The organism is Vibrio atypicus (assembly GCF_009811315.1).
In the GTDB taxonomy this organism is placed as follows: domain Bacteria; phylum Pseudomonadota; class Gammaproteobacteria; order Enterobacterales; family Vibrionaceae; genus Vibrio; species Vibrio atypicus.
In genome coordinates this window covers 188028-209829 of record NZ_BLID01000003.1, presented here as the reverse complement: position 1 = coordinate 209829, position 21802 = coordinate 188028, and the positions used below count along the sequence as shown (strand labels likewise).

Sequence of the window (21802 nt, the reverse complement as noted above, 5' to 3'; positions counted from 1 at the left end):
GAAGGCTTTTTTTTGGAATGGGAATCATGCATTCTTATTTTTAGGACAAATTATTCCGTTAACAGGTTCTGTTTGCCGAATAACAACTATTATTATATTTAGAGCAACGGAAGCTCGTTCATTTTTGCTACCTGCTGACAGGGATAACGTATGTCAAAAATTGTCACTGCTAATATTAGTATTCCTGAGGAAATGCTTAATAGCTGGCAGACCATTGTCAATCTACTCGCCGAAATCATTGCCGTTCCTGCTGCGCTCGTTATGCGTATCGATAAAGATCACATCGAAGTATTCAGTGCTAATAACAATGACTCACACCCTTACAAGCCTGGTGACAGCGAACCTCTTAATCAGGGGCTTTACTGTGAAACTGTCGTCAATGAAAACCGAATGCTTCGCGTTCCAAATGCCAAAAAAGATCCTAAATGGGTAAACAACCCAGATATGAAGTTTGGTTTGCTCGCTTATTGCGGCTTACCCGTAAGTTGGCCTAATGGTGACATATTCGGCACCATTTGTGTTCTGGACAACAAAGAAAACCATTTTACCCAAACATATCAAAACTTATTGCTCTCATTTCGTGATTCGATAGACGCGCACCTAAAAACACTTTACCAAAACCATAAACTGTCGCAGCTTAACGATGAGTTAAAATCTCGAGTTCACACACGAACTAAAGATTTGGTCGATCTCAATTATTCACTCAACATCGAAATTGATAAACGTCGCGCTGCTGAGCAAAAAATTCGTTACCAGCAACGGCATGATTTGGGTACTGGTTTCTTGAATCGCACCGCCCTTGAGTTCGAGACAGAAAACCTACTCAAACAAGCAGCCTTACCAACAGGGAAGAACACCGCCGTTATTCACGTTGGCTTTGCAAACGGACGTAGAATCCAATCTAAATATGGTTATTCCGTCTGGGACCACATCTTAGTCCAATTCAGGCATCGTTTAGGTGACTTGTCTCATTACAACATCATTACTGCCCGGCCGACTTCGACAGATTTAGCATTTCTGTTTTTCTCAGATGATATCGATGAAGACATTCACAACCTCTGTAGTCAGTTGATTGAAATCAGCCAATCTGAGTTTGACATTGAAGGCGAGAAACTTCACCTACACAGTTATATCGGTATCGCCACATCACAAGATACGTTATGCAGTTCTAGTATCTTGAAGTTTGCTGTCGAGGCGATGCAGTCGTGTAAAGACTCTGGGCATAAGTTCAGTTTCTATTCGCAAGATATTTCAGATATCCAAAAGAACATCAATCAACTAGAAAGCTACCTACTCCAAGCTGTCAGAAACGACGATTTACTTCTTTATTTCCAGCCGAAAGTCTGCCCGACTACGCATAAATGGTTAGGTGCTGAAGCTCTATTGCGTTGGCGTCATCCTATTCTGGGTGATATTTCCAATGAAACTCTGATCCATCTTGCTGAACAAAATGGATTGATATTTGAAGTGGGTAGTTTCGTCTTACGCTCAGCGATTCAAAAAGCGGCTGAGTGGATTGATCACGTTGACGATTTTAAACTTGGAGTCAATGTTTCAGCCGTACAATTACAAAGCCCGCAATTTGTTAATCAAGTTAGGGACCTACTCGCTACGTACCAATTACCTGCCCATTTCCTTGAGCTTGAAGTAACAGAAAGTGGCCTTATCGCTGATGAAGTTGTCGCACGCAATACATTGACAGCATTGAGTAACATTGGGGTAACCCTGTCACTGGATGATTTTGGTACTGGCTACGCCTCCTTCAACTATTTGAAAAAATTCCCTTTTGATGCGATTAAAATAGATAAAAGCTTTGTCCATCATTTAGAAGATAGTTTAGAAGACAGAGAAATTGTCCGATCCATCATCAACATTGCCCGTAAGCTTGGCTTAAAAGTAACCGTTGAAGGGATTGAAAAAGACGAACATGAATCCTTCATCATTGATGAGGGTTGCGAAGTAGGCCAAGGTTATCTCTATGGAAAACCAATGCCTTGTGATCTTTTTGAATCAAGCTTTCTTCAACAAAACACATCGAATGTAGATAGTTATAGCTAACCTACACGATTAATCGTCGCCAGATAAACGCTGAAAGCTGTCCAGGCCTCGCATATCTCGTACGGATAGGTATATAATCGCGACCTTTAAAAATACCGAGCTTTGAACGTCTTATGGATCAGTTAACCGCTGCATTAAAAAAAATTGAAAAACAAAACTATCGCGCTTACCAGCAAATCAAAGGGCAATATGATTTCAGCGATTACACTTTCTATATCGATTACGTTCAAGCTGACCCTTTCGCGTCTGCTTCTCGCGTTCGTGCGGTACGCCCTTGGTCAGTAACAGGGCTTCAATGGTTACGCGATAAATCATCATCTTACCAAGTTGCTGCTCGTGACTATATTGCTCGCCGCTTCGCTGAGTTATCCCAAATGGACTCGAGCATCAGCATTGCGCTAACGGGCCAGACAGTTTTAGACAGTACAGCCGTATTGTTTACCGACGAAGGTATTGAGCTACGTTTTCGTATCAACCTTCCAGCAGAAGGCCGCTCGGTACTTGGTAAAAAAGCAGACAACCTACTTACGTTCCATTTACCAAAATACATTCGCCGCGCCACACTTGAACGCGAATTAGATCTCGATGCGTTGACTCATCATTGCGAAGTCATTGAAGACCAAGATGCTATGCGTTCAAAGCTTGATGAGCTTAACCTACTTGCTTTTGTTGGCAATGGTTCTGTTCTTCCTCGCCTCGCTGGCGACTGCGATTTACCAATGAAAGATGCGGTTGAGATTATCGCACCTCAATCTCTTGAAGTAACGATTGAGACACCAAACCAAGGACCTGTCACGGGGTTAGGTATTTCGAAAGGCATTACTTTAATTGTTGGTGGTGGCTTTCATGGTAAATCCACTTTGTTGACAGCGATTGAACGCTCTATCTACAACCACATCCCTGGCGATGGTCGTGAGAAAGTCGTCACCAATAGCAATGCAATGAAAATTCGTGCAGAAGATGGCCGATGCGTGCACAACTTAAATCTAGGTAACTACATCAACCATTTACCAATGGACAAAGATACCTCTGATTTCTCCACGCAAGATGCCTCAGGTTCGACTTCTCAAGCGGCTTGGCTGCAAGAATCTATCGAGGCTGGAGCGAATGGTTTACTGATCGATGAAGATACGTCGGCAACCAACTTTATGATTCGTGATGAGCGAATGCAGGCGCTCGTAAGCAAAGGTGATGAGCCAATTACCCCACTAGTCGATCGAATTGGCCAACTTCGTGACGAGTTGAATATCTCAACGATTATCGTTATGGGTGGCTCTGGAGACTATTTAGATGTGGCTGATAGCGTCATTCAGATGCACGATTATCAAGCCGTAGATGTCACAAAAAAAGCCAAAGAAGTGATTGCGCAGCACCCGACAGAACGCAACAACGAAAGTGAAACAGCACTTGAGACTTTCCGTCCTCGCTCGCTAAACCGTGCAGGTTTGCAAAAAACTCTCGCAGAAGGAAAGTTTCGAGTATCTGCTAAAGGTAAAGACTCTCTTCGCTTTGGCAAAGAATTTACTGACCTCACTGCACTTGAGCAACTTGAATCAAGCTCTGAAGTCAATGCGATTGGATGGCTGTGGTTCCAGCTTGCACAACTTCCAGGTTGGTCAAATAACCCAGCAAAAGAGCTTTCATCTATGCTTGATGGTAACTGGTCACACACTATGCCGAATCAAGGAGACCTCGCCAAACCACGAGTTCTCGATGTTATGGCAGCATTAAACCGAATGCGAAAAAGTCAGTTTAAATCTGGTAAATAAAACAGTAAGAATAAAAAAGCGCCGTTCGGCGCTTTTTTTTACTGAGTATAAATTGCTAATGCCTAAGTACATTCCAAGCCTCACACAGCACTCGAAACCTATCACTGTCACCGTTGTCACGGTCAGGGTGCCATTTTAAAGCCAGTTTCCGCCAAGTTTTACGGATCTCACTTGCACTTGCATCGGCAGGAAGCTGAAATAACGAAAGTGCTTTGGTGCGAGTCATATCTTGGCAATCTGTGCCCCCTACAAATTCTCTATATCGCGTCCAGAATTCATTTAAGAGTCGTTTAATCTCACCCTCTTGAGCTTCATAGTTTTGCCAGTCTAAATAGTAATCACGTAGCGGATCGTGATGATCCACTTCATGACCGAAGACCTGACTTTGCGGCATCAAAATAATATCCATAGCCTGAACTTGAAGCCAATTATCGGGGTATAACGTCTCTTGCAACTGGTACAAAGCATTCATGATAAGGAAATTACGTTTAAATAAATCCTTATCAGCACATGGATCCAGCTCTGGAATAAAGCCTAATTCCATCAAGTGAGAGGCGAGCGTATGAACCTTCCAGCCGCTTGGCTTCTTCTTCAGCTCTTCCATAATGGGCCACAATAGTGGGTTTTCCATGTATTGCTGAAACTGAGCTGCTAATTCTGATTGCTGAGGCATAAGTGTCACTGGTAGTGGGTCATACTAGTAATTGAAATTCACTCTCTCTGTTTTGTCGAGTCTTCAAGATGGTTTCCTCCTATTTTTACCTCAAATTTGAGAGTCTACTCCCTGAAGTACACCAAAAGCCCATCAGCATGACGTAATGATAAGGTTGATATTTATATAAGCATCTTCTAAACCTTAGTTATAGATATGAATGTGTAAGTCATTACAGTCTTTCTCGTTTTGTCATGATTAGGCAGATAATAATGGACAGTGATAAGTTTTTCTTCGCGCAACCAGAACAAACCTCCCCATCCCAAGAAACAAAATACTGGGAGATTTTGGTCGTTGATGATGAAAAAGATGTTCATGATGTGACTAGCCTAGTCTTAGGTAATAATCGCTTCCTTGATCATAAACTTCGTTTTTCGCATGCCTACTCAGCCAAAGAAGCCAAGGAGATGTTTCTTAATGGCCCAGAGTTCGCCGTGATCTTGTTAGATGTAGTAATGGAAACACGACAAGCCGGACTTGAGCTCGCCAACTGGATTAGAAATGATTTTGGAGATAAGCACTGTCGTATCATTTTAAGAACCGGCCAACCCGGTGATGCGCCAGAAGAAAAAGTTATCCTCAATTACGACATCAACGACTACAAAACAAAGACGGAGCTAACTTCAACGCGCTTGTTAACCGCAATCTATTCTGCGATACGCTCTTACAGTGACATAGTCACGATTGAACAGACCCGTGATGGCCTAAAAACTATCATTGACTCGACTTCCAATATCCTAGTCGCCGATACTAGTACCACCTGGTTAAAAGGGATTTTGCTACAGATTGTCGCGCTGCTAAAACTTAATGACGCGTGTGCGATACATTTCGGCGCCTCTCAAATCGATGGTGAGTGGACAATTGTCGCATCCACCGATGAGTCAAAAATCCCGATCGGCAAAGAACTCGCAGATTTTGTCGATCACAGTGATATTCCTGATATCCATCCGACATCTCAGCTTATTGAGCTATCACCCACCCGATTTGCGTTGCCTATCGAGATTCATCACTCAAAAGGCATTATTGTCATCAACTGTAGTCGATATGTCATAGAACAGCGCCGCGAGCTCATTGAGTTGCTGGTGAAAAATGCGTCTATTGCTTATGAAAAGCTCTATCTTCTTAACGATATGTTAGAGACTCAAAAAGAGATCGCGTATCGGCTTGGGGAAGTGGTTGAAACTCGTTCTAAGGAGTCAGGGAGTCACGTAAAACGTCTATCGCTCCTATCCCATTTGCTCGCTTTAGAAGCTGGATTAGATGAGCAAACAGCAGAACGCATTAAACTCGCTTCTCCGTTACATGATATAGGGAAAATTGCTATCCCTGACAACATCTTACACAAGCCAGGGAAACTCACGGAAGAAGAGTGGGAAACGATGAAATCTCACGCTTCCATCGGGGGTGTTATTTTGTCTGGTTCGCATCTCGAGATATTGCAAATCGCCGCCGTAATCGCATCAACCCACCATGAAAAGTGGGATGGCACTGGCTACCCTAAGCAATTAAAGGGAGAAGATATTCCCATAGAAGGCAGAATCACGGCGATCATCGATGTCTTTGATGCGCTGGCCTCTAAACGAAGCTACAAGCAACCTTGGTCTAATGAAGAGATTTACCAACATATAAAAGATCAACGCGGCATTCACTTTGATCCTCACCTATGTGACGTATTCTTACGGATTTTCGACAAGTGCGTCGCACTACGTGACTCCTATCCCGATTAATGGGGCCAAACATGAAAAAGCTAAACTCAAACGTACTCTTTTTATTGTTCGCAGTGCTAATCTCGACAACTTTTCCTACGCTAAGTGCACAAGAATTTCGAAAGGATACCAGTTTCGAAACAGTATCTGGGACTTTTAGGCCTGGGTCTCATGTTAAAGTTTACCTACCCAATTTACCCTATATAGCAAGCTCTCATTCTATTAATGCGGGGTTAGTTCGCCCCGCAAATAACCAACAGGGATGGGAGTATGATATGGCGATTAGTCATAAGATCATTACCCCCAAGCTTTACGAATTCGAACTACGAAAAGGGGTTAAATTTCAAGATGGCACCGACTTCAATGCAGACTCAGTCTTAATGAACATGAAGTACTTCATGGAAGAACCTTATACCTTTACCAAGCTCCATAAAATCCTCTCAAAAGTAGAAAAAACATCATCCCATACTGTTCGTTTTCATTTAACCGAAAACTACGGCTTGTTCCTATACGACGCTATTTGGTTACAGTTTTATACAGAACCATACCTTAAAAAGTTTGGTTGGAATGGGAAGCCATTTTGCCCCAATTTAGCCGAAGCAGGACCATATGGTTTAGGTCCATACATTTTAAAAGAAGGATATATTGAGGGCGATCGGAGATCGGACATTGCGGTGCTTGAAGCCAATCCACATTACTGGGACCCAAACTCACCTAAAGTTGAAATAATTACGCTATTTATGGGGATTAGTCAGCAAGAAGCCAAAGATCGGGCCCTACATGATGAAGGAGAAATCGATATTACTCCGGTGCTATTCTCTGATGAACTAGAGGCAATATTCGCGCCCTACTCGAAAGTCAATCGCCTTCAATCAACCAACACCTACATTGCTCGGTTTAACCTATTCAATGGTCAATCAATTTTTCAAGAACCTGAAGTAAGAGCGATCGTTAATGACGCCATCAATCAACATTCGCTCGTCTCGCTATCTATGAATGGTGAAGGCACACCTACTTATGTCTCTATACCTGAGCAGTTTTATGGTATGGACCAAGCCTTATCGCAAATCCACGAAAATACGGCCGCCAAGCAAACTGCGAACACAGCTGAAATCAATACATTACTTGCTCAATACAAAGTAAAACATGGCTATAAGAAGAACGAAAAAGTTCAATTGCGCTTCCTTGCTCAAGAAAGCATGCAATACATGATTAACGATATTAAGTTCTTCCTAGAAAAATTAGACTTTGAAGTGTCCATTATTGTGGCTGAATCAGAGTCCGAAATGTTCGGCAACGCTATTGCTGCACGTAGTGGCACCAACGACATTAGCTTTGATTTAGTGCTATGGCCTAACTTTGACTGGATGCGCAACCCCTGGGTTTCATTCTTTATCTTCGATTCCACGTCATCTTGGGCAACAACTCTCCCTCATGAAGAACTCGATGGCTTGGTCAACAAATTCATATCGACCCCCTATACAACAAATGAGTATATTCCTGCCTTGAGGGATCTAGTGAAATACATTAAAGAGATGAACTATCAACTCAGTCTACCTAGCCCTTACAACATTATTGCCATAAACAAAGAGGTCGTTTACACCCCAAGAACCTCTGCTATTTATCCCTTATGGGAGATTCAAGTGAGCGATTTTCACTGGTCCATTAGAGGTGAAACTCCTTACCCTGAACATCTGAAAACGCCAATCGAATTCGTTTCTTCTGTGGAGTAATAACATGGCAATGATTGCTCAAGACAGCTTGTCAAAGAAGATACTGATACTGTTTATCGCGACTACAAGCGTGCTCATTATGCAGGGTATGTACAACATTTATAGTATCAATGATGTCAACGATTCAATCCGACAAGTTCATGAATCGGTAGACCAAGTCAATCATAATAACACTGAGCTTTCTTATCCAATATCCGAGTTGCGGCAACTAACGATGGCTTTGGTGATGGCACCGGACAACAATAGCAAACATGAAATCACTAAATTGATCGATAAAGACATTCGGATGATCGATCACACGCTAAACACTGACGTTAAGCATTTCGAGTTGACGGAAAGAACCGCACAACTCGCCAGCAACATTCACAATTCATGGACGCAGTATCGACAATCGGTTCTTCAAACCGTCAAATACTCACAAGATAACATTCGAATCGCCGAATTCATGCATATTACAACCGATGGCAAAGAGAAATATGATGACCTGTTGGATGATGTTAATACCTATAACAGCCATTTAGTCGACATTAGTGATCGCATTTACTCTACCGCTCAAGATAACTCTAGATGGGCATTTTGGGCAGTAATAATCACGACAGTTACAGAAGCTATCATATTGAAGTTCATCTTATTCTATGTCCTAAATCTCGTTAAAAAACGGCTAAACGAGCGTAAGCAACATGCGTTGGAGCTAATGGAAAAAAACACAGAGCTACAATTGAACATTAAGAAATTGCAAACAGTACAAAACCAGCTTATTGAAGCGGAAAAACAGGCCTCCCTCAGTAAACTGGTCGCAGGTGTTGCACATGAGATAAACACACCAATCGGGCTTGGTATTACGACGTCTACACACTTGGAAGATTTAACTAAAACGTTGACGAAAAAGGTGAATGAAAATCAACTGACAAAAACGGATTTTGATGATTACCTAAATCAAAACAACGAAATCACACGGATACTTATAACCAACCTCACGCGAGCCGCTGAGATCATTCAACGCTTTAAACGCCTCTCATCCGATAACATTCACTCATTGATTGATAAGCTAGATATTGGTCAGAAAATCAATGACACCATATTAGCGCTCGGCCCAAGTATGAAAGGAATTAAAATCCATACAGAAAACTTTCAGAGCATTGAGCTTAATACGGACTCCGGAGCGATCTATCACACTATTTCTAATCTGGTGTTAAACGCACGTAATCACGCTTTCGACAATACAGACACGCCAACGATTACCATCACGATGGGAGATTTTAGGGAAGACAAAGTCACAATTATCGTAAGTGACAATGGTAATGGTATTGACGAGGAAAACTTACCCAAGATCTTTGACCCATTCTTTAGTACAGCCAAAGATTGCGGAGGAACGGGACTTGGGCTTTCTATTGTCTTCAATGTCTTGGCGCGGATTGACGCCACTATAAAGTGTGAAAGCCAAAAAGGCCAAGGAACAACGTTTATAATTGAAATCCCTGGCCCTGCTCGACTATTAGATTCGAGTGTCTAACTAGATAACCCCTAGCTCACGCAAGCGTTCCATTAAGTAGCTGTCTGCTGTGTAACGTTCAGATAGCACCACTTCTGGCTTAGGGTGTAAAAAGAGTGGCAAAGAGATACGCGACTGCTCTTGACGCGCACCCGTTGGATTAATCACTCGGTGCGTGGTTGACGGGAAGTAACCGCCCGATGCTTCTTGTAACATATCGCCGATATTGATAATCAGATTACCAAAATCACATGGTACATCAATCCAATTACCCTCTTTACCTTTTACCTGTAAACCAGGCTCATTTGCCGCAGGTAAAACCGTTAATAGGTTGATATCTTCGTGAGCTGCTGCGCGGATCGCACCAGGTTCTTCATCTCCAGTCATCGGTGGGTAATGAAGTACGCGCAATAACGTTTTATCGCTGCCATTGATCATTTCAGACAACGCAATTGAGAACTTCTCTTGAACTTCTTTAGGAGCAAATTCTTCAACCCAGCCCAGCAACTCTTCTGCAAAGGCATTTGCACGCTGATAGTAATCCATGATCTGCTCTTTTAGCTCTTCGGGCATTTGACCCCAAGGGTAAACATGGAAATACTCTTTAATGTCTTTTACAGCGTGCCCTTTCGCCACTTCAGAAACTGACGGCGGGAAATAACCATCTTGTGTTTCTACGTTAAATCGAAATTCATTTTTCTGCTCAGACATAAAGAACTTGTACCAGTTCTCATAGATTGATTCGACAAGCTCTTTAGGAATTGGGTGGTTTTTTAAAACACCAAACCCAGTCTCACGTAGCGACTTAACAAATTGTTCAGCTGCATCTTCAGCAAGATAATCGACGGTTTCCAGTTTCATGACTTTAACTTTTATTTGATAATTATTAGAGTCAAGATTCTAAGTGTGACATTTACGTAAATCAAACTTTGATGAAATGAAAACGATTGTTTGAAGAATAAATGTGCGTTCAAAATGACTTTCAACAGCATTGGTTATTTGAAAAAGCTAGAGCAGATCTTCAGCAATGCGTGTTCTCTTCTATCCAGGTTAAATATGGATTAAAACCGTCCACAAAGGGAACTTGAACAACTTGAGGAACTTCATACTCATGGCTTTCCACAATTACTTGTTCAAGTTTTTCGTAACATGAGCGCGTCGTTTTCATGATAAGCAATAACTCTCTATCGCAACAAACTTGGTCATCCCATACGTAATGACTTTCTATTGGCATTGACTGAATGCATGCGGCAAGCTTATGTGATAACACGGCTTCAATAATCTGGGTTTTATTCTGCTCACTTCCAACAGTCGTTAATACGATACAAAATTGGCTACTCATACGTACTTTCCCTATTTCTGGATTTGAACGGGATAATCATCCCCAGCAAGCTCTCGAACAAAACAGGAACCATCGCCTTTGCTCGTAACCCAAACCTTCTTTTTGGCACGCGTTAATGCTACGTAAAACAAGCGACGCTCTTCCGCGTACGCAAATGTATCCGTAGACTGAGTTAACGCGCCATCTAAATGCAGAGTTTTTACTCTCGCTGGGAATTGCCCTTCGTCTACAGACAAAATAATAACAAAATCCGCTTCTTTACCTTTGCTGGCATGACAGGTCATAAACTCAATTGATAACTGACCAAATTGCTTTTTCCAATCGTTATACAGCTCTGGCTTATGGTAATGATTACGTCCAAGCAACAGTACCGTCTGGGGTGATTTCGCTTTGCGATTGAGATCATCTAGAATCTTTTCAACATTACTGCTCGGCGCCAATATCACTGACTTCGCTTTCTGTTGTTTATGGCTATCCAATGTTTTTTGCAATTGGGCCGGATTCTGCTGAACAAATTGATTCGCAACCTCACCCAATCGATTATTAAAACGATAAGTCGTATCCAAATGATGAACGGTCGAATGTGGGAAGCGCTTGGTAAAGCCCGTGGTTAAATCCACATCAGAACCTGCAAATTCATAGATAGACTGCCAATCATCCCCTACAGCAAACAACACACACTCTTGGTGTTCGTTTTGCTGACACATCGCTTCAATAAGAGCTAAGCGCTGAGGAGATATATCTTGGTATTCATCGATCATAATATACTTATAAGGTGAGCGAAATTTCCCTTTCTCAACATACTGGGTCGCTCGGGTAATCATGGTATTAAAATCGATGTGTCCCTCTTGCTTCAACATTTCTTGCCATGCGGTATAACAAGGCCAAACAAGGGAAAGTTCGCTATTTAGGCGAGTATAATCAGAATGATCCACCAACCTTTGTTGGATCTCTTTCTTACTTGTCCCTAGGCTACACAATTGTATGAGTTGCTTTTCTAACCACGCAATAAGTTTCGGGTTTTCAACATGGCTACCCAATTCTTCATCACCAGCAAGATAAGCGATTGGCCATTTTTGTAGATGTTTTTGCCAACGTTTGAAAGCAGTCGGTGTCATCCAATGTTTTTTAAGCCAGTTGATGCACCATGCACTACGAAGTTGATCATCTAGCGCAATTGGCGAAATAGTAACTTCTTGGCCTTCAACGTGTTTTAAGATGCGCAAACCCAATTGATGAAACGTATTTACTTTCACTTTTTCAGCGCTAAGACCCACCTTACTCACCAAACGCTCTTTCATCTCGTTCGCTGCATCTCGGCCAAATGCAAGCATTAAAATATCTTCAGCTTGAGCAAGATGACTCTGTAACAAGTAAGCAACGCGCGCGGTCAATACACTCGTCTTTCCTGAGCCTGCGCCAGCAAGAACTAAGTTGTTATCGTCATTTAACAGCACAGCTTGTTGCTGAGTAATATTCAGCGGCGATGATTCGATCTGAGAAAAGAGGACTTTCCAATTTTCAAGTTCAGTCACCATCCAATCTTTATTTCGCGTAGCAAGCTTGTTGTCTGTGTCTAAAATCCAAGGCAATAGCTTTTCAACACGATCAGGCATTCGCAAAGACGCATCTTCTAAGTCCATTTCCATTTTCTGGAAATCACTTTCTAATTGTGACAGCCAAGATTCTACTTTTGAATGAGTCAGAAAGGCGGGTTGACGTTCGAAGCCTCGAACACTTTCTTCCCAGCTAGGAAGATATTCGGTCAACTGTTGGCATTGATGTTGATGCCATTTTTGATACGACGCTACTGCAAATCTCGCAAATTCACGGCATTTGTTCCAGTCAAGGCCTTGGACTAACCAAGACTGCTCCTTTCCATTTTCAGGATGAGCAAAGAATTGTAATCCGCCCCAGAACAAGCCTCGCTTGAGTTTAACCTTACCGCTCCATACATTAAAAGGAATGCGTTCTTCACTGCGATCGGAATTTAAAATAAGAAAATCAGTTTCCAATGAGACCTGATGATATTCATTCTGAATCAAAAACTGTGCAGTCTTGTTTGCGATTAGCTGCATTGATGTCGTATCCATGGTTTTCATGCCCGCTATCATAACTCAACAACCTGCGAGAATGAAAAGATCGTGTCAATATCCGCTAACCCTGTCTCCTTGATGAAGAGATAACCAAATGAACGGGTTTCTTTATCTGTATCAGAAGTTTACCATTGACAGTTCGTTACAATGCTCTCACAGCAACCTATAAGTAGATCACAAGTGCAAATATTCAGTCAGCTACGCCTTTATTGGGCCAATAAAACCATAAATTACAGTCTACTGATTTTAGTGACATTACTCGGTGTCGTGATTCCTGCTTGGTATTACCAACTCAACTCGCTAATCATCCCGCTGATTTTAGGCGTTATTGCAGCTGCGCTAGCTGAGAGCGATGACAAATTCACAGGCCGGCTCAAAGCCGTCATCCTTACGTTAATCTGTTTTGCCATTGCATCATTTTCGATTGAAGTGCTATTCAATACGCCTGTATTGTTTGCAATAGGGCTATTCGTCTCGACATTTGGCTTCATCATGCTCGGAGCCATTGGCCCACGCTACGCGAGTATCGCATTTGGTTCGCTCCTTATCGCCATTTATGCCATGCTCGGCGCTCATGAAAGTACCAATCTATGGTTCCAACCATTAATGTTGCTCTCAGGTGCCGCTTGGTATTATTTAATGTCGATGATTTGGTCAGCGTTTTGGCCAATGCAACCCGTTCAACAAAGCCTTGCTACGGTGTTTTTGCAACTCGCCAATTACCTAGAGTCTAAAAGCCAGCTTTTTCACCCAGTCACAAACTTAACCCCGCAACCTCACCGTATTGAAGAAGCACGTCTGAATGCAGCAACCGTCATGGCGTTGAACACCTGCAAGATGACCCTTTTGAATCGTTCTAAACGAGGTCATGTGGACGGCGCCTCCGACCGATTCTTAAATATCTATTTTTTAGCGCAAGACATACATGAACGGATCAGTTCTAGCCATTATCGCTATCAAGAACTTTCCGATCATTTCGAACGTTCTGACGTTCTATTTCGATTTAAATACCTTCTTGAGAGCCAAGCAAAAGCCTGCCGTGAAATAGCGGAGTCCATTCGGCTGGGTAAAGAATACCAACACAGTGGCGACTCAGTGATAGCACTAGATGAGCTGGTTGCTTCACTTGACCATCTACAGCAACAAGAAAACAAACAGTGGCGCTCACTGCTTAATCAACTCAACTATCTATTTAATAACTTAGCGACCGTCGAAAAACAGTTGAGTAATGTAAGCAACCCTGATGCCAACAAGCTTGAGGAAGACGTTTTAGATGACACGGAAGCGCATACTTTAAAAGCAATGTGGCTTCGAATTAAGTCAAACTGTAACCGGCACTCTATGCTGTTTAGGCATGCTGTCAGAATGTCCATAGCCTTAACCGTTGGCTATGGCATTATCCAAGGCTTTGACATCGAACGTGGCTATTGGATTCTTCTCACCACCCTATTTGTTTGTCAGCCAAACTACAGCGCAACCCGACAAAAACTGGTGGCACGAGTCATTGGTACCCTTGCAGGTTTACTAATTGGCGTCCCTTTACTGACCTTCTTCCCTTCACAAGAAAGCCAGTTAGTCTTTATTGTGATTTCCGGCGTTGCATTCTTCGCCTTTAGACTGGCCAACTATGGCTATGCAACGGGATTTATTACTGTACTGGTGCTATTTTGTTTCAATCAGCTTGGCGAGGGTTATGCGGTCGTATTACCACGCCTTGCGGATACATTGGTGGGCTGTGCATTGGCGGTAGGTGCTGTGGCCTTTATATTACCGGACTGGCAATCAAAGCGTTTACACCGCGTTATGGCGGATGCAATTGGTTCCAACCGACACTATCTCGCACAAATCATTGGTCAGTATCGCGTGGGTAAGAAAGACAACCTCTCTTACCGTATCGCACGTAGAGATGCGCACAATCAAGATGCCAACCTAACCAACGCGATCAGTTCTATGTTGGCCGAACCCGGAAAATATCGCTCTGCTGTAGATGAGAGCTTTCGATTTCTAACTTTAAGTCATGCGCTGCTTAGCTACATATCAGCGCTCGGAGCTCACAGAAAACGTATTGAGAGTGAAGATACACACCAGCTTGTGCTAGATGCTCATCGAGTTATCCACCAGCATTTGGAAACGCTATTTAATCAGCTTAACGACCACTGTGAGAATTGTGATATGTCAGACATTGAAGATCCCAATGTCGAAGCAAGATTGTCAGAATGGCGAGAAGAAGATGACAGCTCAGTTCGTATGGTGTTGCAGCAGCTTTATCTCATTTATCGCATGTTGCCTGAACTTCATTCATTAGCAACCAAATTCGCAGTTAGAGTGAATCATTAATTCCTTAATCATCCACCATTTAAATTAAGGGAGTTTGTGCGCGAACTCCCTCACTTTCCCCTTACACTGCCTGACAGTTTTCGGACAATTATTGACCATCGAAGATTAAACTGGAAACCATACTACTTAACCGGAGTATGAGTTTGAAAGGAGACAACTCTTGTACCTCGGATTGGCAACAAGATTTGATTCGGAGGCAGTCCATTATGACCCCTATTCAATTTGAGCTTTTTAAAAAGCAAATCAGCAATCTAACGCCTCAGCAGCTTCGAGCGCTACGTGGTGAGATCAACCATACGCTGGAAAGTAATGATGTAGCCGCGGTTACTGAAGAAGAGCTACAACTGATTTCAAGCTTGTTCTCGTAATCAATATCGAGTAGCACAACTTGCTCAAAAGGCAAACACACCTTAAGCTTAAGGTATGAGGAGGTGTTTATGTCTGTATCTGCTGTTCAGTCTGGCTACCAAGTAATCGAGCAATCTTCAAAGATGGCTGAAGAAGCCGCGCTCGAAATTAGCCAAGCCTCTAGCCTTCCCCCGGTTGAAAAAGATAAAACGCTTGAGTTCAATAAGGTTGAGTTTAAAGCGCCAGAGCTCCCAGAACCATCTCATATTGAATCACTAACCAAACTCAATCAGTCTAGCCAATATAGTAAAGTTGGCACCAACATGCTGCAAAGAGATCAAGACATGATCGGTACATTACTTGATATACACATCTAATTTGTACCAATCTATAAACAGCTATTGTCATCCCCTGTTAAGCCGTTAGAATCCCCCGATAACTTTTATTATTTTTTTCGCTATGCCCAAATTAAGTTCATTCCATCGCAGTCGTCCATCAATTTTTGATACAGAGTCTAACGGCGACGAATTAGAACAATTACTCAGCCCTCACTTTGAACGCCCTTCTCTTCGATTAACACCTAGCCCCTACATTACCGAAAAGTCCATTACAAAACGTTGGGATAAACTCTCTGACTTAACAGATAAAGAGCAGCTTTTAGATCCTCAAACACTTGATAATGCCAACTTATACAATAAGAACATTGAACACTTCATCGGTACAGTTAAGCTTCCCGTCGGTGTTGCTGGGCCATTGCGGATCAATGGATTGCACGCCAACAATGACTTTTTAGTACCGCTGGCTACCACAGAGGCAGCACTCGTTGCATCTTATAATCGTGGTGCTCAATTGATCACTGCGGCAGGCGGTGCGAGTGCTATGTTGATCAATGAAGGGGTGACAAGAACACCTGTATTTGCGTTTCAAACCCTAGCTGAGGCTGGACAGTTTGTGGCCTGGGTCGTAACACAATACGATCATTTCAAGCAAGTCGCCGAGACAACCACCTCTCACGGAAAGCTTCATGATATAAACGTTAATATTGAAGGCAACCACGTTTATTTGGTTTTTGAATTCCATACTGGTGATGCATCTGGCCAAAACATGGTGACAATTGCCACCAATGAGGTTTATCACTACATTCTTGAGCATGCACCTATTGAACCTAAGAATGCATTTCTCGACGGCAACCTATCTGGAGACAAAAAGCCCAACGCACATACTCTAAGACATGTTAGAGGCAAAAAGGTCACCGCTGAAGTTACATTATCTAAATCACTGGTCGAGAAGCACTTACACACAACTCCAGAGCAAATGGCCAAATTCGGACAAATGACAACTACGGGAGCGGCGTTAAGCGGTGGGATCGGCGTTAATGCTCATTATGCCAACGCACTTGCAGCCCTATATATCGCCTGTGGCCAAGATGCTGCTTGCGTTGCTGAATCAGCAGTAGGCATAACTCGAATGGAAGTAAATGCGAAAGGTTATTTATACGCTTGCGTTACGCTCCCTAACCTAATGGTCGGCACAGTTGGCGGTGGCACAGGATTGCCAAGTCAGAAATCTTGTTTAGACATCATGGGGCTGTCAGGAACAGGTAAAGCGAAAGCGTTGGCCGAGGTTGCTGCATGCCTATGTTTAGCAGGTGAACTATCTATTGTAGGTGCCTTCTGTGCAGATCACTTCTCTCGCGCCCATCAGAAGTTAGCTCGTAAATAACGACAAGATAATGAGCAGTACATGGGTGCTGCTCCATAACTCTCCTGCCACGCTATCTCGCTCATTACCCTATAAAATGTGCGTAATATCATTTACTCAATTCTTGAATAATGCGATCAAGTTTATAATTTTGTATAGTCTCGCTATTCACATTATCGCACAACACCTTTATGCCTATCACCGAAACCTCCATCAATGAATTAACCGAATTGCTTAAACCGGGTATTAAGCTGTCTGCAACGATCCATTTTGGACCAGATGATCGTTATTTATTTAGCACGACATTTATCGGCTACAAGGCACAACAATACCTAATTATTGACCTTCCAGCGAAAGCTCGTGAAGCTTTGGTTATTCGTAAGCTCAGTAATACAGAAATCGTTGTTAGAGCAATAACAAACACGAAACTCGGTCACATTGTTGCTTTCAAGACGACGATCATGGTGAAGAGCTCGCGTCCTTCGCCGCTGTTATTTTTACGCATGCCAAGCTATTTCGCATCCAAGCCAGTGCGTCAACACGAAAGACACTCTATGGATGTCTCAGCAGAATTAAAGTCTAACAATGTAAGCTATGACGGGCGACTCGTTGATTTCTCGGCTTCAGGCTGCGCAATATTCCTCAATGGAGAAAATGAACTCTCTTCAAATAGTGTCATTGACGTCACCACACCATTTTCTGACTACCTTCCTAAATCGCTAAAGCTAAGCATAGTCAATGTCGTGAAAGAAAAAGGCGGTCACAAACTAGGAATAAGGTTCAATAACCCAATAGAGATAACCGATGAACTCAAACAAGCGCTAGTTGAACACGCTTATCTTGCTAGTCGTTATTAGGGATTAAGCATTGCTCTTTAAAGTAGATCATCGCTTTATTAAGCGCTAATTCTTTAATCGGCTTAACAATCACATAGTCAGCACCATTTTCAATAAATGCGCGCTTCGTATCCTGCATACCATCTGCGGTACACGCAAAAACTGGGATATTCAACCCTAGCTCTTGGCGTATTATTCTCGTCGCTTCGATGCCGCCTATGCTTGGTAATTGGTTGTCCATTAGGATGAGTGCTACTTGGCTATCTTCTTTTAAGAACTCAATCGCATGATGGCCATCTTGTACCCAGGTGACGCTCATTCCATACTTTTCGCAAAACGCCTTCGCAATGAACGCATTAGTATGATTGTCTTCAACCAAGAGTACATGAAGCGACTCTTCGAATAGCTCGTTGGGCTCCACGATTAAATGGGTAGGCTCTATAACTCGCTCTCCGAATGACACTTTTAATGGCAGATGTACCACAAGCCGGGTTCCTTTACCGACTTCACTAAAGATAGCCATTTCTCCAGCCATCAACTCGACCAAACTGCGCACGATTGCAAGCCCTAACCCGCTACCGCCATACTCTCGCGTTGTCGTAGACTCTGCTTGAATAAATGGTTCAAAAATGTGGTCTAGTTGACTGGTATCAATACCAATACCGGTATCACTTACCCCTAACTCTAACCAGTATTCATCGCCCTTTTGATGGCCCAAAATATTGACCATCACTTCGCCTTGATGAGTAAATTTAATTGCATTACTCACCAAGTTAAACAAGATCTGATTCAAGCGAACTTGGTCGCTATTAGCCCACACGTCAGACTCAATATCGCCATTCATATTAAGTGTGATGCCCTTATCGACACATAAGGGACGGAAAATCTTATCGACTGTCGTTTCTAACTCACTTAAACGAAATTCACGAGGTTCAATGTGGAATTTACCCTGCTCAATTTTAGAGAAGTCTAAAATGTCATTGAGCACTGCTAATAAGTGCTCGCCGCTATTACAAAGTACGTCTACGTGCTCTAGGGCTTCTTGTTCTTTCATGCTGTGTTTAAGAAGCTGCGAAACGCCCAAAATTCCATTCAACGGCGTTCTTAATTCATGACTCATTTTCGCTAAAAAGTCGGCACGAACTCTAGCTGATTCTTCTGCTTCTTCTTTTGCCGCTTGACTCTGTTTTTCTGCTTCAACAAAACTGGTAATGTCTTGCCCTTGAGCCATGATTTTCTTAGTCTTATCATCGCTTACAATCGGAGATAAATTCCAACGATACGTCTTTTTTCCTATCGTGGTATTTACCCCAGTCAGAGTCGCACCTTGTGAACACATCTTAATATGAGGCTGTAACGCGCTGATCATACTACTTCGCGCTTGTTCACCAAGGAAGCAACGTTCCGCTGCGGGATTGTATCGAATCAGCGAGCCATCTTGAGGATTCCACAATGTAATAGGAGACAATGAGAAGTTAAACAGATCCGCAAATTGTTTTTCTTGTTCATTAAGTCGCTTAAATGAAAGCTCAAAACTACCACCAATATGGTTAAACTCTTCAATCGTTGAGCCTTTGAAACGATCACTGTGTCGCGTTTTCAACGTCAGCTCGATGTATGTCATCAACTTATCGAGTTCTACAGATACGCGTCTACCAAGCCAAATTCGGCTATAAAAAGCAATTCCAGCAATCAAGGCACCGGCAATCCCCATCCATAAATACTGACTTTGCACAAAATTCTCTATGTGTTCATTCCCTTGAACGGTGTAAACAGAAAGAAATGTCGGTACATTAGTAATAGTGAGATCAGTTCGCGATACCATGTATCGATTTGCGTTAAGCGATTGAGAGGACTCTTCTAGCCACTCAATATGGTGGAAATCTTCAACTTTACTGCTTGAGGCAATGACCAAGGATCCAACGGCAAGAAAAACCTCATCCGCATTACTACCTTGATTAATCGCGTTCACCAAAGAGAAGTTGTTATTCAGCACCACTCCGATATAAAGATGGGCAATGACTTCACCAGTGTCTAAATTGACGACTGGGCTACGCCTCATCATTAGATAGCGAGTACCCATCGATGATGGAGCCTGGGAAATATGCCAATCAGTACCAACAACAATATCATCATTGATATGACTCAGTTGATCAGGTGAAATTCCATAAAACTGATAATTGCCATCATCCCAAAAAATCCCGTCCTCTGTCGCTAAAAAACGTATATCAGGGGAAAGGTTTGGTAAGACCTGATCAATACTTGCAAAAAAGCGATCTATCGCAAGGCCATCATGTTCTCGGATACTATTTGCAAGAGCGAGACTACGAGAATAGCTATCTTGTTGTATCTGTAGGGTCTGAACTCTGAAGTTGAAAATCTCTTGAACTAGGCTTTGAGTCTGGGTTTTAGTACGTTCAACTTCCTGTGAAACCACTTCTCTGTTTACTTGGTAGTTTTGTAACACTACCACCAAGGTCAACACCGCTATGGTTAAAAAGATAGAGTTGGTGAGAAGCGTAGCCAGCTGACGACGACGGCCACGCTTATAAACTGTTCTCATTTAAGATCTGAGTACCTAAAAGCGCGCTGTTTTAATTTATCGATCACCGCTGGACTATCGTCTGAAGTCACCAACTCAAAATCACCGGAAAAAACTTGAGGAACTTGTTTGCCTTCAAGATCCCATTTGATCGCTTCCGCCATAGCAATACCCGTATCATCATTCATTCGCATCACTGTGACATCGAGATCCCCGTTGGCAATCGCCTCTAGCTCGGCCGTTCCGCCACCCCAACCATTAAGCTGGATATCTTGCCTGTTCAGTTGCTTTAATGCATCAGCTGCACCAAGAGCCACATCGGTAGAGCACGCATATATAAATCGAATATCCGAGTCATTCTCTACAGCTCGCATTGCTGTATTAAAACCAGACTCTCTAGTTGCAGCTGTGTAAAAAGAGGAAGAAAGCTTGTAGTTGTCGTGGTGACTCATTTCTTCAATAAAAGTATCACCACGAGCATAACTCACATAACCTTCTGAGAAATAGAGCACCGAATAGCCACTCTTATCTTCTATATGCTCTTGGTAGTACTCTTGAAGTAATCTAGTACCATTAATATGGTCGAAGCCAACATACATAAACGGTTGATGATCGTTCCACGCGCGAACTGGTGTCGTAATATTCTGTAATATTAACTTAGTGTCCGTAGAGTTCATGACATGCTCAATGAACTTACGGTGGCGCGTGGTATCAAGCGTGAATATGAGATAATCGGTGTTGTTTTGGACAGCTTCTAACAACGATAGGCTCTGTTGTCGAGTATCGATACTTGGACGAGTGAACACTTGATTAATATTGTAGGCAATTCCTAGCTTTTCTAATCGTGTTTCAAACGCTTTAATATTACGAATCCAATAGTCCGATATCTGTTGTCCAGGATAGACAACTGAAATTGAAACAGGATCGTTTTGCTTCTCAGCAATTGGGACAGGATAATTTCTAACGGCTTCCACAAGCTTTTCAGTCAGAACACTTTGATTTGGGTGCTCTTTCAAATACTCATCATATTGCCAGTATCCATGTAACACTTGGGTCGTGTGAGCAGATGCTATAGCAGAAACTAATGTGAGAGCAGAAAACAGTGAGGCTTTATACATTGGAATTATTTC

16 protein-coding genes are annotated in these 21802 nt (G+C 42.6%); 10 read left to right on the top strand and 6 right to left on the bottom strand.

The window, feature by feature from the left end:
- Positions 1–150 precede the first annotated feature (150 nt).
- Complete coding sequence (locus GVO60_RS08195) at positions 151–2058, top strand: sensor domain-containing phosphodiesterase (RefSeq protein WP_159652781.1); 1908 nt, start codon at positions 151–153, stop codon at positions 2056–2058.
- Between the two features lie 113 nt (positions 2059–2171).
- Positions 2172–3827, top strand: a complete 1656-nt coding sequence (locus GVO60_RS08190) for an ABC-ATPase domain-containing protein (RefSeq protein ID WP_159652779.1) — start codon at positions 2172–2174, stop codon at positions 3825–3827.
- 55 nt (positions 3828–3882) lie between these two features.
- Here the strand turns inward: GVO60_RS08190 and GVO60_RS08185 are convergent, their stop codons facing one another.
- Positions 3883–4500 carry a DNA-J related domain-containing protein gene (locus GVO60_RS08185; protein WP_159652777.1) on the bottom strand — a complete coding sequence of 206 codons (618 nt, stop codon included), beginning with the start codon at positions 4498–4500 and terminating at the stop codon, positions 3883–3885.
- Positions 4501–4751: 251 nt separating this feature from the next.
- On the opposite strand from GVO60_RS08185, the gene GVO60_RS08180 reads away from it, so the two are divergent.
- The 3 genes from GVO60_RS08180 to GVO60_RS08170 all read left to right on the top strand — a co-directional run bounded on the left by GVO60_RS08180 (position 4752) and on the right by GVO60_RS08170 (position 9491).
- Complete coding sequence (locus GVO60_RS08180; protein WP_159652775.1) at positions 4752–6266, top strand: HD domain-containing phosphohydrolase; 1515 nt, start codon at positions 4752–4754, stop codon at positions 6264–6266.
- A 254-nt stretch (positions 6267–6520) separates the two neighbouring features.
- Complete coding sequence (locus GVO60_RS08175; protein ID WP_225874912.1) at positions 6521–7978, top strand: ABC transporter substrate-binding protein; 1458 nt, start codon at positions 6521–6523, stop codon at positions 7976–7978.
- 4 nt (positions 7979–7982) lie between these two features.
- The gene (locus GVO60_RS08170; RefSeq protein WP_159652771.1) at positions 7983–9491 is read left to right on the top strand and encodes a sensor histidine kinase; all 1509 of its coding nucleotides are present in this window, start codon (positions 7983–7985) and stop codon (positions 9489–9491) included.
- On the opposite strand, the gene GVO60_RS08165 is transcribed toward GVO60_RS08170, so the two are convergent.
- The 3 genes from GVO60_RS08165 to helD all read right to left on the bottom strand — a co-directional run bounded on the left by GVO60_RS08165 (position 9492) and on the right by helD (position 12890).
- Entirely contained in the window at positions 9492–10331 is an 840-nt protein-coding gene (locus tag GVO60_RS08165; protein ID WP_159652769.1) for an isopenicillin N synthase family dioxygenase, read from the bottom strand.
- Between the two features lie 160 nt (positions 10332–10491).
- Positions 10492–10812 (bottom strand): divalent-cation tolerance protein CutA, encoded by a 321-nt coding sequence (gene cutA / locus GVO60_RS08160; RefSeq protein WP_159652767.1) that lies wholly within the window; start codon positions 10810–10812, stop codon positions 10492–10494.
- Positions 10813–10823: 11 nt separating this feature from the next.
- Positions 10824–12890: a DNA helicase IV gene (gene helD, locus GVO60_RS08155; protein ID WP_159653293.1), complete on the bottom strand. Its 2067-nt coding sequence runs from the start codon at positions 12888–12890 to the stop codon at positions 10824–10826.
- 198 nt (positions 12891–13088) lie between these two features.
- On the opposite strand from helD, the gene yccS reads away from it, so the two are divergent.
- The 5 genes from yccS (at position 13089) to GVO60_RS08135 (ending at position 18151) form a co-directional block, all read left to right on the top strand.
- Positions 13089–15245 (top strand): YccS family putative transporter, encoded by a 2157-nt coding sequence (yccS, locus tag GVO60_RS08150; protein WP_159652766.1) that lies wholly within the window; start codon positions 13089–13091, stop codon positions 15243–15245.
- 206 nt (positions 15246–15451) lie between these two features.
- Positions 15452–15613 (top strand): hypothetical protein, encoded by a 162-nt coding sequence (locus GVO60_RS22425; RefSeq protein ID WP_167522333.1) that lies wholly within the window; start codon positions 15452–15454, stop codon positions 15611–15613.
- Between the two features lie 69 nt (positions 15614–15682).
- Positions 15683–15970 (top strand): hypothetical protein, encoded by a 288-nt coding sequence (locus tag GVO60_RS08145; RefSeq protein WP_159652764.1) that lies wholly within the window; start codon positions 15683–15685, stop codon positions 15968–15970.
- 82 nt (positions 15971–16052) lie between these two features.
- Positions 16053–17315, top strand: coding sequence for a hydroxymethylglutaryl-CoA reductase (locus tag GVO60_RS08140; protein WP_159652762.1), 1263 nt, complete (start codon positions 16053–16055; stop codon positions 17313–17315).
- A gap of 170 nt (positions 17316–17485) precedes the next feature.
- Positions 17486–18151: a flagellar brake protein gene (locus tag GVO60_RS08135; protein WP_159652760.1), complete on the top strand. Its 666-nt coding sequence runs from the start codon at positions 17486–17488 to the stop codon at positions 18149–18151.
- On the opposite strand, the gene luxQ is transcribed toward GVO60_RS08135, so the two are convergent.
- The gene (gene luxQ, locus GVO60_RS08130; RefSeq protein ID WP_159652758.1) at positions 18138–20693 is read right to left on the bottom strand and encodes a quorum-sensing autoinducer 2 sensor kinase/phosphatase LuxQ; all 2556 of its coding nucleotides are present in this window, start codon (positions 20691–20693) and stop codon (positions 18138–18140) included. The two genes, GVO60_RS08135 and luxQ, sit on opposite strands and share 14 nt — an antisense overlap.
- Positions 20690–21790 (bottom strand): substrate-binding domain-containing protein, encoded by a 1101-nt coding sequence (locus tag GVO60_RS08125; protein WP_159652756.1) that lies wholly within the window; start codon positions 21788–21790, stop codon positions 20690–20692. Before GVO60_RS08125 ends, luxQ begins: the two co-directional genes overlap by 4 nt.
- Positions 21791–21802: the final 12 nt, after the last annotated feature.